The sequence below is a fragment of the Sphingobacterium multivorum genome, from assembly GCF_900457465.1.
In the GTDB taxonomy this organism is placed as follows: domain Bacteria; phylum Bacteroidota; class Bacteroidia; order Sphingobacteriales; family Sphingobacteriaceae; genus Sphingobacterium; species Sphingobacterium multivorum.
This window is the reverse complement of sequence record NZ_UAUU01000009.1, coordinates 234888-250652: the sequence shown is the minus strand read 5'-3', so window position 1 is coordinate 250652 and position 15765 is coordinate 234888. Positions and strand designations below refer to the sequence as shown.

The window sequence follows — 15765 nt, the reverse complement described above, 5'->3', positions numbered from 1 at the left end:
ATAAGAGACATAAAAGGCCTCTTTTTTGGTCAGCAAAAATAAGGTTATTCGTTTTTAAAAACAAATAGAATTTGCAATTAAATTACAATTTTATTAATGTAGGTCAAAATGTTATCGATTGTAATTCTGTATGTTTCGATTTCTATACCTGCAAATATAGTTTTTCTCTTTTATTCGGCTAGGTATTTTTGAAGTTTACTGCATTACTTCGTTGAATCTTTTGTTTGTTTTGAGGAATGGTACCTGATGAAATAAAATCGACCTGTAACGGAGTACCTCAAGGAGTCGTTACAGGTCGATCAAAATAAATATGCTATTTTATGAGAAGCAGGACTATATTTTTTTATTTAGTTCGTCCTGCAACTGGCGCTTGAGCAGCTGTTCCTTTTCCATGGATTTTTTACGGAACGTAGCGAATTCTTCTTGCGATTGCTCCGCTGTCTTTTGGAATTCCACCGTGTCCACTTTCGCTTTCCGATAAGAAAATAAAAAGATAAATGCTGCTACGGCCAATACCGCAATGATCGTCCAAACAACTGTATTGTAAAAAGTTTTAGAGGTATTGATGCCCAAGAAAGAAAAACTTTCTGTTTTTTCCTTCTCCTGCGCCAGCTGATCTTTTAAAACCTGAATAGAATCTTGCAAAGTTTTGGTATTGGATGTATAGTTGCTTGAAGATGATTTTAAAGAGCTGATTTCCTTGTGGAGTTTTGCTACGGTATCTATGACATTTCGTTTCACAATATCCAGATTGGTTTTTCGCACCATCTTGAAATCATAGTTGTTTTTCGAAATATAATTCAGGTGGTCAAATTGATTTGCCAAACTTCCTTTTTTTAATCCATCCGGACTGTACTTGAAAGCATTATCCTGTTGTGCTGCTGTAGTGGCGGGAGCCGCAGTAGGAGTTTGTGCCTCCAGTAATGTATGTGATGAAATAAATAAAATTGTAAAGAATATAAATGCTAATCTCAATTTGCTCATGTTGTTTATTTTATAAAATGCGTTAATCCAGCCTATCCAAATTGCAAAACCAGGATATACCTGTGATAAATATAAGGAATTATTGAAAAAACGAAAATGTTAAGTGAAATATATTCCAATACATACCTGATTTTCCGTCACTTTATTATGATTCGATCGACCAACTTGGCAAATACCGTAAAAAGGACATGATCTTTTCCTTATAGATCGCCGTGTTTAGTTTGAAATAGTAGGCTCCTTTTTTTGAATTTTCCTTATCCTTTTCCTCCAGTTTGATGATGAGGTCTGAGGAAAGCAGTTTTCGGCTGAAATTCCGCTTGTCCAACTCAATATTGTAAACACCCTCATAAAGTGCTGCAATTTGGGGAATCGTGAATTTCTCGGGCAGCAGTTCAAATAATATCGGATACAAAGCCGCTTTCATGCGTAGACGGTGTTGTGCCGAAGCGATCATTTGATCATGATCGAAGATCAGTGTTGGGTGCTCCCGCAATGGAAACCATTGGGCTTCGTAATCGTCGCTTAGGATATGTTTATATTGCTGTGTGTCAATCAATGCAAAATAACAGATACTGACAACCCGGTCGCTAGGTTCCCGATTAGGTTCGCCGAATACACTACATTGCTCCATGTATACATTTTCAAGTCCTGTTAGCTGTTTGAGTACTCGGCTCGCGGCCTCTTCCGGACTTTCGTCAGATTGAACGAAACCACCCATCAGACTCCATTTATTTCTTTCTGGTTCGAAATCACGTTTAATTAAAAGTACTTCAAGGGATTCGCCGTTAAATCCAAATATGATACAGTCAACTGCCAAAAGGATCCCTGAATCTTTTTTATAATATTCCATCGTCTATCGTTTTATCTTTTTATCTGACACCACCCCATTTATTCCACGAGCAAAACTATGTAAAAAAGTAAATAGCTAAAAATAAGTATAATAATTGTCTGATACATCCCTTTAAAAGGCATTTATACCCCTATATCAGGAATTCGGGTTAACCATAATTTGCTGCTATGAAGTTAGCTCTATTTTTTAAATATGAAAATTTTCTTTCATATTTAAAAAAATAAATGTTTATTTGACACTAATTATTTTTTCAAGGCGAACTTCAGAAAGGGGGGGATTGAAGAATAAGGCGTTAGAGACAATTATAAGTTATAAACCAAATTCAGCAAAAATGAATAAATCGTATGTCATTGGGGTGGACTATGGAAGTGATTCGGTCCGTTCGGTATTGGTTGATGCTAACAATGGCGAGGAGATAGCTTCTTCTGTATTTTACTACCCGCGTTGGAAAAGAGGGGCGTATTGTGATGCTGCTTTAAGTCAGTTTAGACAGCACCCGTTGGATTATATCGAAGGCTTGGAAGCAACAATAAAAGATTGTTTGCTCAAATCGGAAATCGACAATATTGGCGCAGCTGTAAAAGCAATTTCCGTGGATACAACGGGATCTACTCCAGTTGCCGTAAACGCAGCCGGGGTTCCATTGGCGTTGTTGGACGAGTTTAAAGACAACCCCAATGCCATGTTTGTTTTATGGAAAGATCATACAGCTGTTGGAGAGGCCAAAGAAATTAACCTGCACAATCAAAATAGTTCGGTGGATTATTTGAAGTATGTGGGCGGAGTATACTCTTCGGAATGGTTCTGGGCCAAATTACTTCATGTTTTTAGGGCTGATGAAAAGGTCCGTGCCGCCACATATAGCTGGGTTGAGCATTGTGATTATATTCCTTTTCTATTGACAGGGGGAACACAGGTGTCTGCTATGAAGCGTGGGGTTTGTTCAGCGGGGCATAAATCGCTTTGGGCTGAAGAATTTGACGGCCTACCTCCAAATTCTTTCTTTTCAACACTTGACCCATTGTTGGATGGTTTGGTTGATCGCCTGTTTTCAGAAACCTACACTGCTGATCAATCTGCAGGTCAGCTTTCGGAAGAATGGGCGCAACGATTAGGTCTTACAACATCAGTTGTTGTTGGTGTAGGTGCATTTGACTGCCACATGGGTGCAGTTGGAGGACAAATTGAGCCCTATTATCTGAGTAAGGTGATGGGGACATCAACCTGTGATATGTTAGTTGCTCCAAAAGAGGAGGTACAGCATACGTTGGTCAGGGGAATCTGTGGTCAGGTAGACGGTTCCATTATACCAGGAATGATAGGTATGGAAGCTGGTCAGTCGGCATTTGGAGATGCTTACGCCTGGCTGAAACAGGTGTTGCTATGGCCAACGAAAAATTTGATACAAGATGTTGAAGAGATCGATGAACGAACGCGCGAACAATTGATCGCAGCGTTGGAAGAGAAACTATTGGTCAGTCTAAGTGAGCAGGCGGCATTACTTCCCGTAACAGAAACATCAGAATTAGCTTTAGATTGGCTCAATGGCCGCCGAACTCCGGATGCGGATCAATCCTTGAAAGGGGCGATCACAGGCTTACACCTCGGAACAGATGCGCCGCGGATCTTCAGAGCGATTGTCGAAGCGACCTGTTTCGGTGCAAAGGCTATTGTTGACCGTTTCGTGGAGCAGGGTATTCCTGTAAAAGGCTTAATCGGTTTAGGCGGAGTTGCAAAAAAATCACCTTTTATTATGCAAATGATGGCCAATGTGATGAATATGCCTATTCGTATTCATAAAAGTGAACAGACTTGTGCCATTGGCGCAGCCATGTTTGCCGCAACAGCAGCTGGTTTATATAACCGGGTCGAGGATGCCATGAAGGCAATGGGGCAAGGTTTTGAACGGACTTATATCCCTGAGGAAAAATGGGTGTCCATTTATGCCGAGCGTTATGAACATTACAAAGCGCTGGGTGCTTTTGTCGAAGGAAAGGAATCGCTCGCCATTACTGTTTAACCATTCAAATTTTAATCATGTATAATTCAATTAAAGAAGAAGCCTACCATTGCAATATGCAATTGCCCCAGCTGGGATTGGTGCTTTTTACATTTGGAAATGTGAGTGTTGTTGACCGTCACCATGAAGTTTTTGCCATTAAACCCAGTGGGGTCCCTTATGAGGAGCTTACACCGGAACATATGGTGATTGTAGATTTTGATGGTCATGTGGTTGAGGGTAATCTTCGGCCATCATCAGATACGAAAACCCATGCCCTATTGTATAAACAGTGGAAAGAGATTGGCGGTATAACACATACACACTCCACCTATGCGACAGCATGGGCACAGGCACAGCGGGATATTCCCATTTTTGGAACGACACATGCCGATCATTTGACCGTCGATATTCCTTGTGCCCCACCAATGCACGATGAGATGATCGCCGGAAACTACGAACATGAAACGGGGTTTCAAATTATCAATCACTTTGTCGAAAATAAGCTGGACTATAAAGAAGTGGAAATGATTCTGGTTGGCAACCACGCGCCGTTTGCTTGGGGTAAAACCGGAATAAAGTCTGTCTATAACAGTGCGGTGTTGGAACAGGTGGCGAAAATGGCTTGGTTGACAGAACAGATCAACCCGAATGCACCTCGATTAAAGTCTGCGCTGGTCAAAAAGCATTACGAGCGGAAGCATGGGGCCAATGCCTATTATGGTCAATAATTTTAATAAAAAATCTATAGCAAAAACTACAATTTACATGAATATCAATTTAAAAGAGCTTGAAGTCTGGTTTGTCGTGGGAAGCCAAGACCTTTATGGTGAAGAGACCTTGCGACAAGTGGCCCTACATGCTGAAGAAATAGCCCATTATTTAGATACCCAAGCGGTGATTCCGGTAGCGGTAAAATATAAACCGATCGTAAAAAATACAGACGAGATTTATGCAACATTGGCAGCCGCCAATAGTGAAAAAAATTGTATTGGGGTCATTACTTGGATGCATACCTTTTCACCTGCAAAGATGTGGATCCGAGGATTAAAAGCGTTGCAAAAGCCATTGTTGCATCTGCATACGCAGTACAACCAGGATATCCCGTGGCATAGTATCGATATGGATTTTATGAACCTTAACCAAAGTGCGCATGGGGATCGTGAATTTGGACATATCGTTAGCCGCTTAAAAATAGCGCGTAAAGTCGTCACTGGCCATTGGCAAGATGCGGAAGTATTGGAACGGATTAATGTTTGGGCGCGTGCAGCCGCAGGCTGGCATGACTGGCAAGGAGCCAAATTTGCACGCTTCGGTGACAATATGCGTTATGTGGCTGTTACAGATGGCGATAAAGTGGAGGCAGAGTCGCAATTTGGTTTCGCTGTAAACACCTATGCCATTGGGGATCTAGTGGAGGTGATTAATGCGAGCACTGAAGCGGAAATCGCGGCATTATTAGCAGAGTACGAAGCAACTTATGAGCTAGCCGAAAATGTGAAAGCTGGCGGTGAATATCGTGCTAACCTCATCGAAGCTGCTAAGATAGAAATTGGCCTACGGAAGTTTTTGGAACAAGGAGACTTTAAAGGTTTTACGGATACTTTTGAGGATCTGCATGGCATGGTACAACTTCCGGGCCTGGCGGTACAGCGTTTAATGGCTGAGGGGTATGGTTTTGCCGGTGAAGGGGATTGGAAGACGCCGGCTTTGGTGCGTGCTTGCAAAGTAATGGGAGCAGGATTACCGGGTACGACGGCATTTATGGAAGACTACACCTATCATTTTGATCCGCAGAATCCCATGGTACTTGGCTCACACATGTTGGAAGTGGACCCCGCATTGGCAATTGGAAAACCACGAATAGAAGTGCATCCACTAGGCATTGGCGGCAAGGCAGATCCTGCTCGCTTGGTTTTTAATGGCCAAAGTGGTGATGCATTGAATGCTTCTTTGGTCGATATGGGAACGCGTTTCCGTTTGATCGTGAACAAAGTACAAGGTGTTGCTGTAGAAGAAGAACTCCCTAAACTTCCTGTCGCACGGGTGTTATGGAAACCGCTGCCCGATATGAAAACAGGTTGCAGTGCCTGGATTGTGGCTGGGGGTGCGCACCATACTGCCTACAGTTTGAGCTTAACACCCGAATACCTGGAAGATTTTGCACGTATGGCGGGTTTAGAATATGTATTGATCGACGAGGACACTACGGTAGCAAGACTCGAAGACCAATTGAAATGGAATGAACTCTATTATTTACTGGGTAAATAATAACCTAAGCCATTTATACCTGTTCTTCGCGGTATAAATGGCTTATTGATAATAACCAATTTGGGAAATATGGAAAAATTTGCAACGGTAGATTACATCATCTTCGTAATTTACTTCTTTATTGTAGCCGGCTATGGCTATTGGATTTATCGTAAAAAGACGAATAGTTTAAGCAGCAGCAAGGACTACTTTCTGGCAGAAGGATCACTGACCTGGTGGGCCATAGGCTCTTCATTGATCGCATCGAATATTTCTGCTGAACAGTTTATTGGCATGAGCGGCAATGGATTTGAGGTTGGTATTGCTGTAGCTGCTTACGAGCTCATTGCTGCGGTAGCGTTAATTATTGTTGCGGTTTGGTTTATTCCGGTCTATCTGAAAAACAAGATTTTCACGATGCCTCAGTTTTTGAACAACCGATACAATGAAACGACGAGTCTCATCATGGCAATCTTCTGGTTGTTTTTGTATGTTTTTGTCAATCTGACATCTATCCTGTATCTCGGGGCAATTGCCATTTCGAGTATGGCCGGAGGTGGCGACAGCTTCCACACCATTACAGTTGCTTTAGCCGTATTTGCCGTCATCATTACGCTGGGGGGAATGCGTGTTATTGGTTTTACAGATGTTATTCAGGTTGTTGTATTAATTATTGGCGGTATAGCGACGACCTATGTGGCATTGACCTTGGTCAGTGAACATTTTGGTTTGGGACAAGACGCCTTGGCTGGATTCAATAAATTGATGGAAGATTCGCCGGAGCATTTTAACCTATTTGTCGATAAACCAGGGCCAGGAGCTAGTCAGGAAGATATCAATAAGTATCTGATGCTGCCTGGAATAGGAATGTACCTTGCCGGAATCTGGATTGTCAACCTAAATTACTGGGGTTGTAATCAATACATCACACAACGCGCTTTGGGAGCCGATCTAAAGACTGCACGCACAGGGATTCTTTTTGCGGGATTTCTAAAATTGTTTATGCCAATTATCGTTATGCTTCCAGGGATAGCCGCTTATGTGCTATACAAAAATGGTGCGTTACAACACGAAATGGCTCCTGGAGGAGTGTTTCACGCCGATAATGCATATTCAGCGATATTGGGCTATCTGCCCAATGGAATGAAAGGGCTTGCGCTGGCGGCGCTTACAGCGGCTATTGTGGCCGGATTGGCCGGAAAGGCCAATAGTATCGCAACGATCTTTACATTGGATATCTTTAAAAAATACATCAATAAAGATGCGAGCGAAGCAAAAATGGTGTGGGTTGGAAAGATAACCATCGTGATCTCTATTCTACTTTCTGTTTTGTTTACCTGGAATGATGCGCTGGGCATCGGTGGTGCCGGCGGATTTACTTTTATCCAAAAATATACAGGCTTCATCAGCCCAGGTGTTTTTGCGATGTTTTTGCTAGGAATGTTTTGGAAAAGGACGACAGGTGCAGCCGCCATTACAGGCCTTGTTACGGGATTTGCGTTGTCTATATTTTTCAATGAGTTTGCAACAAAGGTTTTCGGACCAGAGACATGGATCTATACGGCATATCTCAACAAAGCGGGCGTTTATGAAATACCATTCCAAATATGTATGGGACTCGCATTTGTATTTACAATGATTGCTATGATTGCTGTGAGCTTATTTGGACCAAAGGTTAATCCAAAAGCTTTTGTATTGGATCGGTCGATGTTTAAAGTAGAACCATCCGTATTGGCATTAATTGTTGTGACTTTATTGTTGGTGACCGCTATCTACGTGCGTTTTTGGTAGAATGTTGCCATTTGAATAATTAAAAAATTATGAACCATTCCTAATGAAAATTAGGAAGCCTCCATCAGACCGATGGGGTAAAACTTAATTACAGATGAATAAGAAAATTATTATTGGTTTGTTGACTTGTGCTTCATTGGCCTATGGCTGCCAATCTTCATCAACTCAAAATAAGCAAGCAGCAACGATGGCTGATTCTACTTCCAGCCCTGCTTTCGACAGTCAGATTGATGGTAAAGAAGTTAAACTGTTCCAGCTCAAGAACGACAAACTCGCCATTACGTTGACAAATTATGGTGCACGTCTGGTGAGTTTAAAAGTCCCGGATAAGAACGGTAAAGCGACTGATGTGATTTTGGGCTATGATTCGGCCAAAGAATACAAGGATAACTATAATAATTTTTACGGCGCCATTGTAGGGCGTTATGGTAACCGGATCGGGAAAGCATCATTTAAACTGAATGGTGAGGTGTATACGTTGGAAAAGAATGATGGCGAGAACTCACTTCATGGCGGTACCAATGGCGTTTACAATAAGGTGTGGGATGTTGTTAGTAGCACTAATACATCAATCACATTAGCCTATACCTCACCTGATAAAGAAGCGGGGTATCCAGGAACGGTCAAGATGGAGGTTACCTACACCCTGGAGGACAATGGTGCTTTGGCCATAGCCTATCAGGCGACAACAGATAAAGAGACGGTCTTAAATCTGACCAACCATGCGTATTTTAACCTCAATGGAGCCGGAGATTCTTCTATTTTGGATCATGAACTTCAGATTGATGCAAAGGCAATTACCGAAGTTGATAATACCTTGATCCCAACAGGAAAGAGCTTGCCTGTCGCGGGCACCGCATTCGATTTTACCAAACCGACACGCATTGGCGCTCGTATTGAAGATCAAAATGCTCAACTGAAGATTGGAAAGGGCTATGACCATAATTTTGAACTCAACAAGAAGGATGGTTTCCAGAAGGTCGCACAGGTGTATGCTACCAAGACAGGTATTGAAATGGACATCTACACAACCGAACCAGGCTTGCAGTTTTACAGCGGTAATTTTATGAAGGATTCGGATCCTAAAGGGAAAGAGGGAAAAGTGTATCCATTCCGTTCTGCCTTCTGCTTGGAGACACAACATTTTCCAGATGCACCAAATCACCCCAGTTTTGCGTCAACGGTGTTAAAACCTGGCGAAAAATATAGTTCAAAGACAACCTATCAATTTAGTGTGAAATAATAAAATCGATATGATGAAGCTAAGATTAAAATTAGGCGTTGTTTTTACGCTGGCCACTGGATTACTGTATGGACAGAGTAGTGTAAGATTGGAAACACCACAGCAGGAGCAGATTATAAGTCGACATATCTATGGACATTTTGCCGAACATTTGGGACGCTGTATTTATGATGGATTTTATGTCGGTGAGAAAAATGATTCGATTCCCCATGCTGACGGCGTCCGGAAAGATATCATCGAAGCTCTTAAGAAGTTGAATATTCCCAATTTGCGTTGGCCAGGAGGATGTTTTGCCGATACGTATCATTGGAAGGATGGCGTTGGCCCCAAAGCCCAGCGTCCTGCTATCGTAAACAATTGGTGGGGAGGCGTGACAGAGGATAACTCTTTTGGTACACACGATTTTCTCAATATGTGTGAATTGTTGGGTGCAGAGCCTTATCTGGCGGGAAATGTGGGGAGCGGTGAGGTGCAGGAACTTGCCGACTGGGTTCAATATGTGAATTTTAAAGGCGAGAGCCCCATGTCGGATTGGCGACGAAAAAATGGTCGGCAAGAGCCTTGGAAGGTGAAATTCTGGGGCGTAGGAAATGAAGCCTGGGGCTGTGGCGGAAATATGACTGTCGATTACTATACAGACATCTACCGCAAATACGCCACGTTTATGTCGGACTGGACCAATGGAAGCGGTTTGTATCGAATCGCCTCGGGAGCCAATAGTGCCGATTATAATTGGACGGAGACTTTGATGAAGAAAATTCCAAGTGGTTTGATGAAAGGCATGGGACTTCATCACTATGCCGTGATCAACTGGGACGACAAGGGCTCTGCAACGCAATATTCGGAGGAGGAGTATTTTAAAACCATGAAATCAGCTTGGTTTATGAATGAGCTCGTGGAAAAGAATATCGCCATCATGGACAAATATGATCCGAAAGGACTGGTGGATCTGATCGTAGACGAATGGGGCGGCTGGTATGCGGTAGAACCTGGCACGAATCCGGGCTTTCTCTACCAACAAAATACCATGCGTGATGCCATGATTGCAGGAATGACACTCAATATCTTTAACAATCATGCTCGCCGGGTGAAGATGGCCAATCTTGCCCAAGCCGTGAATGTATTGCAAGCTGTTATCCTGACAGAAGGAAAGAATATGATTTTGACGCCGACTTATCATGTGATGGAAATGTATAAGGTACATCAGGATGCCAAGTTAATTCCTATTTCCCTTCAATCAACGGATTTTGAATTTAACCAAGAAAAAATTCCGGCCGTGTCGGTTTCAGCCTCTCAAGATCAGCAAGGTCGTACACATATCTCCTTAGTAAATATTGATCCGAAAAAGAATAATAAGGTAAAGGTAGATTTGGGTTCGGTGAAAGCTGGAAAAGTAACAGGTCGAATACTTACCGCGGACAACCTACGCGATTATAATTCCTTTAAGAAACCCGCAACAATTGCACCTGTTGTGTACAATAAGGCAAAGGTTGTAAATGGTACAATTGAAGTGGACATTCCTGCATTTTCAGTTATTGTATTGGAATTAATATAACAGCTAATTTTGATAGGGTTGTCATGTCGTGTTACCCTATTTGTGCTGTTAAAGCTGGTGTAAAACCTGAAATAATAAATTATTGTTGAAAAAATAAATATAGGGATGAAAAGAGTACTGTCAACACTGTTACTGTTAGCGAGCTTGGGCTCTTCAGCATTGGCGCAGTCACCGATAACATTAAATGTTGCGTTGGATAAACCTACAGGCAACATATCGCCGCATATGTGGGGCGTCTTTTTTGAAGATATCAATCTTGGTGCCGATGGGGGAATCTATGCAGAATTGGTAAAGAATAGATCATTTGAGTTTGATCAGCCTTGGATGGGCTGGAAAAAGCTCGAAAATGGTCCTGAGGGAAGCTACCTGCTACTAAACGATGGCAAACGTAAAGGGAACAAACGTTATTTAAGGATACATAGTGCAGCTAACCTGAAATTAGGTCTACAAAATGAAGGCTTTAGAGGAATGGGAGTGAAAGCGGGTGCAGCATATGAGTTCTCAGTACAATACCAAAGTGCAGCTAAAGGAATGAAAATCCATGTTGAACTGCTCGATCAACAGAATAAAGTTATTGGAACAGCTGAACTTCCGCTTGAATCCGTCGGATCATGGTCTGAAGCTGCAGTCAAATTTCCTGCCAACCAAACGACAGATAAAGCCAAATTAAATGTGTGGTTTACAGGGACAGGTACGTTAGACGTCGATATGCTTTCGTTATTTCCAGTAGACACCTGGAAAGGTAGACCGAAGGGTTTACGTAAAGATATGGTTCAGATGCTTGCCGATATGAAACCCGGCTTTATCCGTTTTCCTGGCGGCTGTATTGTTGAAGGGAGAGATTTGGCCAATCGGTTTCAATGGAAAAAAACGGTTGGACCAATAACGGAAAGGGAATTGATTATCAACCGCTGGAATACCGAGTTTAGCCATCGTCTGACACCTGATTATTTTCAAACCTTCGGTTTAGGATTTTATGAATACTTTTTGCTGGCGGAAGATATTGGCGCATCTCCGGTGCCAATTCTCAATTGCGGTATGGCCTGCCAATTTAATACCGGTGAAGTGGTACCCTTAGATGAGTTAGATACATATGTTCAAGACGCTTTGGATCTGATTGAATTTGCTAACGGCACAACAGCTACAAAATGGGGAAAATTACGAGCGGATATGGGGCATCCTGAGCCTTTCCACCTCAGCATGTTGGGCGTTGGAAATGAAAATTGGGGCCCGCAATATATCGAGCGGTTAACCGTCTTCAAGAAAGCGTTAAACGAGAAACATCCGGAGATCAAAATTATCGCCAGTTCGGGTACCGATCCCGAAGGAGATCGTTTTGACTTCTTAGATGATAAACTGCGGGCGATGAATATCGATATCATTGATGAACATTATTACCGCCCACCATCCTGGTTTCTGTCGAGCGCCAATCGTTATGATAATTACCCTAGAAATGGGGTGAAAATCTTCGCAGGGGAATACGCTTCGCATACCACACGACCAAACGGTCCTGGCAAAAGTACCTGGGAGGCGGCCCTCTCGGAAGCCGCTTTCATGACGGCCTGGAACGAAATGGCGACGTAGTGGAAATGGCATCTTACGCGCCATTATTCGGTCATGTCGAAGGCTGGCAGTGGTCACCTGATTTAATTTGGGTGGATAACTTGCAGGTATATGGAACACCGAGCTACCAAGTGCAAAAATTATATGCGACCAATAAAGGGACAAGCATTGTTCCGATCAAACGGGATGGTGAATTCGTAGCGGGCAAAGATAGCCTATATGCTTCTGCAGTATTTGATGCCGTTGCGCAACAGCTTATCGTGAAAGTCGTCAATTACAATAGTAAGCCGATGAAAGTGAACCTTGCCATAAATTCGAAGAAAAAGCCTGCTGCGACCGCAGAGAAAATCACCTTGGCCAACGCCAACTTAAACCTGAGTAACAGTATCGAGGAACCATTGAATATCCGTCCAAAGCAAAATACAATAACTTATAAGGGGAAGACAATTGTTGAAACATTTGAACCTTACTCCTTGACCTTGATAAAATTGACCGTAAAATAAGATGAATATCCGCATACTCATTTTTACAACCCTGATGCTATTTGTGCAGAACTTGTTTGCACAGGTGAAGGAATCGGATCTGGCTGCTTACCTCATGGTTTATTTTAAGGATGAAAGCCATGGTCTGTATGTTGCTGTCAGTCAGGATGGCTATTCTTTCACCGATATCAATAAAGGAAAACCGATCATTGCTGGTGATAGCATTGCACAGCAGAAAGGTATTCGCGATCCCTATATCATGCGTGGAAAAGATGGTTATTTTTATATGGTCATGACGGATCTACATATCTACGGACAAAAGCAAGGGTATAGAAATACGGAATGGGAGCGCGACGGAGTCGCATTTGGATGGGGTAACAACCGCGGTATTGTCTTAATGAAATCGGCTGATTTAATTCAATGGACCCATACGGAGCTCTACTTGGAGAAAGCCTTTAAAGGCTGGGAAAATGTTGGCGCCTTTTGGGCTCCCGAACTCATCTATGATGATCGGAACGGTAAAATGATGATCTATTTTACCATGCGGTTTGGCAATGGACTGAATCAGCTCTACTATGCCTACTTAAATAAGGAGTTCACAGCATTTGAATCAGAACCACAGCTCTTGTTTCAATACCCCAAATCAAATAAAAATTACATCGATGGCGACATGACGAAAGTAGGTAATAAATACCATCTTTTTTATGTTGCCCATGATGGTGTTCCAGGCATTAAGCAAGCTGTTTCAGACTACCCGAATGGACCCTATCAATATGATGATCGTTTCTATGACCCTGAGCCAGAAGCCTGTGAAGCTCCGAATGTGTGGAAAAGGATAGGGGAAGAAAAATGGGTGTTAATGTATGATATCTATGGGATATCGCCCCATAATTTTGGCTTCAGTGAAACAACAGATTTTAAAAATTTTGTTGATCTGGGACACTTTAATGCAGGTAAAATGAAATCCACTAATTTCACTTCGCCTAAACATGGCGCTGTCATCCCAATAACAAAACAAGAGTTGGAGCGATTAGCGAAGCATTGGCAGTTTGATTTGTCTTTGCCAAAAAAATAGAAGCGCGTTAGCGCTGATCTTCGTACCTTATTGCCTTTGTATGGCAATAAGGTACTTAACCAAATAAATTGCTGGTGAATTTCAGCTTAATACCGAGTTGAAAATTATGGATTGTTTTGAAGATCTCTTTAATTGTCGCCTTTTCGATATTGGTTAAGCTATCGATAGGTACGTAATTGTTGGGCGCCAGTTTAGCGATACGGATCTGGTTGGCCTGATTTTTTAAACGGATCGACATCAGGTAATAATAGGATTGATTTAATTCCTCGTACTGTTCTTGTGTGAAGATGCCCAATTCAAGGAGCTGTTTCAACCTACCACCGGTATTTTCTTCATAAATTCTGTTTTGCAGTGCGTAAACCCGGACTAAGTCAACAATGGGTGTCATCGCTTTCTTGATATTGAAGACTTCAGAAGAACCTATTGTTTGCGTTTTTATTGCCTTGAAAAATGTGAGCGGCGGTTCATATTGCAGCGCATTCTTTGCAATGAACGTAAAAAAACGCTCGTTGGGTTTTTGTAGCTCAATATTGAGAAATTCTTTGAGTTGATCAATAATGCCCTGGTCACCATATAATCGCCTACAGTCGAAGAAGGTCGAAAATTTAATCGCATTCTCGGGGATGCTCTCTTCAATCCATTTCTTGTAATTTTTCTTCCAATGCGACAGCGAATGTGTCCATTCGGGATTACTGGCCATATATCCACCGGTACAGTAGCTAAAACCGATGGTATTGAGATGATCCGACACACGACTGGCAAAATTGAGGAAATACGCGCGTACGAGCTCCCGTTGTTCGTTTGCTTTATCTTCATAAATAATGGCGTTATCTTGGTCGGTCATTAGCGTTTGTTCTTTCCTTCCTTCGCTGCCCGTTACCATAAACACAAATTTGGCGGGTGGCTCGCCCATTTCCCCGATCACTTTTTCAATTACTTTAAGGGCAATACTGTCGGCAACGGTCGTGATGACCTGGTTCGCAATCTCGGCATTTACACCCCTACCGAGCAATTGGTGGATAATCTCGGGGACATTATTCCATTTTTCACGCAATTCATCCAGCGTTTCGGCGAGTTTAACCGATTGAATGAATACGAGCGGAGACTGCCCCTGTTCACTCAATAGCCGATTTCGACTAAGGAAACCGATATAATTGCCCGCCTTCTCGACAAGGAGATACCTCGATTTCGTGCGGAACATCATCAGTACCGCCTCGTAAAGATAGGCCTGATCGGAAATACTGACAATGGGGTTATCCATAACCTGAGCGATAGATTGTGTTGCCGGAATCTGCTGGGCCACGACATTGTCTCTTAAGGTAATATCGGTTGCATAGCCGAGAATCTGCTCCTCCTTTTTAATAAATATGCAGCTTACCTTGTGTTTCGCCATGGTCTGTGCAGCCTCAAAGATGGGGGTATCGGGTGTACAGGATACGATATCTTTATAGGTAATATGCTCAATTTTGCGCGAATAGAGTTGGTCTGCCGCAAAGTAGCTTTCCTCAAAGGAAGCTGGCGACTTCACAAAATGAGAAAACTCCTCATCTAACATTCTTTTTCCAAAGGAATTGGTGAAAAAATGGAAAAACTCTTCATTCGCATTACACAACTCAATAAAGTCTTTTCGGGGTAAACGATAAATAATTGTACCTTTTTTGGCGATAACAGACTTGAGTGCTTTTGTTCGGTTTAATAAGACTGATATTCCACCAAAACAATACGGCTTATGGTGTATCTCGACCAATCGTTTATTATCAGAAACATCCAGAAAGAACGTTTCATATTCACCTTCGAGGATTAAATCAACACCATCCATGTCGGTAATGTTCTGCCGATAAACTAAGGTATCTTTGGAAAAACGATGTTCATTGAATCTGTCGACGATACTCAATTGTAGGGTTTCGGGCAGAATTTGAAATGGCTGAGTCGATTTCAGTAGGCGTAGTATAGCGTCGGGGTTTTTCATGGAA

The 15765-nt window shown here is 42.4% G+C and carries 12 protein-coding genes; 9 read left to right on the top strand and 3 right to left on the bottom strand.

All coding sequences use genetic code 11. The annotated features are described in order from the left end of the window. Nucleotides 1-333: 333 nt before the first annotated feature. The gene (locus DTA23_RS12700; protein ID WP_070570144.1) at nt 334-984 is read right to left on the bottom strand and encodes a hypothetical protein; all 651 of its coding nucleotides are present in this window, start codon (nt 982-984) and stop codon (nt 334-336) included. 145 nt (nt 985-1129) lie between these two features. Then, on the bottom strand, nt 1130-1834 hold the full coding sequence (locus DTA23_RS12695; RefSeq protein WP_070570142.1) for an NUDIX hydrolase: 705 nt from the start codon (nt 1832-1834) through the stop codon (nt 1130-1132). A 331-nt stretch (nt 1835-2165) separates the two neighbouring features. Between DTA23_RS12695 and DTA23_RS12690 the strand changes: the two genes are divergently transcribed. From DTA23_RS12690 to DTA23_RS12655, 9 genes are all read left to right on the top strand, one after another. Next, a complete protein-coding gene (locus DTA23_RS12690; protein ID WP_112374966.1) occupies nt 2166-3854 on the top strand; it encodes a ribulokinase in 1689 nt (562 codons plus the stop codon). Between the two features lie 17 nt (nt 3855-3871). Then, entirely contained in the window at nt 3872-4564 is a 693-nt protein-coding gene (locus DTA23_RS12685; RefSeq protein WP_070570140.1) for an L-ribulose-5-phosphate 4-epimerase, read from the top strand. Nucleotides 4565-4601: 37 nt separating this feature from the next. Further along, nucleotides 4602-6104: an L-arabinose isomerase gene (gene araA, locus DTA23_RS12680; protein WP_070570341.1), complete on the top strand. Its 1503-nt coding sequence runs from the start codon at nt 4602-4604 to the stop codon at nt 6102-6104. Between the two features lie 69 nt (nt 6105-6173). Further along, a complete protein-coding gene (locus DTA23_RS12675; protein ID WP_112374965.1) occupies nt 6174-7874 on the top strand; it encodes a sodium:solute symporter family transporter in 1701 nt (566 codons plus the stop codon). A 94-nt stretch (nt 7875-7968) separates the two neighbouring features. Continuing rightward, nucleotides 7969-9117, top strand: coding sequence for an aldose epimerase family protein (locus DTA23_RS12670; RefSeq protein ID WP_112374964.1), 1149 nt, complete (start codon nt 7969-7971; stop codon nt 9115-9117). Nucleotides 9118-9127: 10 nt separating this feature from the next. Beyond that, entirely contained in the window at nt 9128-10672 is a 1545-nt protein-coding gene (locus tag DTA23_RS12665; protein ID WP_239468765.1) for an alpha-N-arabinofuranosidase, read from the top strand. 105 nt (nt 10673-10777) lie between these two features. Continuing rightward, nucleotides 10778-12256, top strand: a complete 1479-nt coding sequence (locus DTA23_RS12660) for an alpha-L-arabinofuranosidase family protein (RefSeq protein WP_218565380.1) — start codon at nt 10778-10780, stop codon at nt 12254-12256. A gap of 5 nt (nt 12257-12261) precedes the next feature. Then, a complete protein-coding gene (locus DTA23_RS27730; protein ID WP_218565379.1) occupies nt 12262-12738 on the top strand; it encodes an alpha-L-arabinofuranosidase C-terminal domain-containing protein in 477 nt (158 codons plus the stop codon). Between the two features lies 1 nt (nt 12739). Next, on the top strand, nt 12740-13792 hold the full coding sequence (locus tag DTA23_RS12655) for a glycoside hydrolase family 43 protein (protein WP_112374962.1): 1053 nt from the start codon (nt 12740-12742) through the stop codon (nt 13790-13792). A gap of 55 nt (nt 13793-13847) precedes the next feature. Here the strand turns inward: DTA23_RS12655 and DTA23_RS12650 are convergent, their stop codons facing one another. Continuing rightward, a complete protein-coding gene (locus tag DTA23_RS12650; RefSeq protein WP_112375437.1) occupies nt 13848-15761 on the bottom strand; it encodes a DUF294 nucleotidyltransferase-like domain-containing protein in 1914 nt (637 codons plus the stop codon). Nucleotides 15762-15765 lie beyond the last annotated feature (4 nt).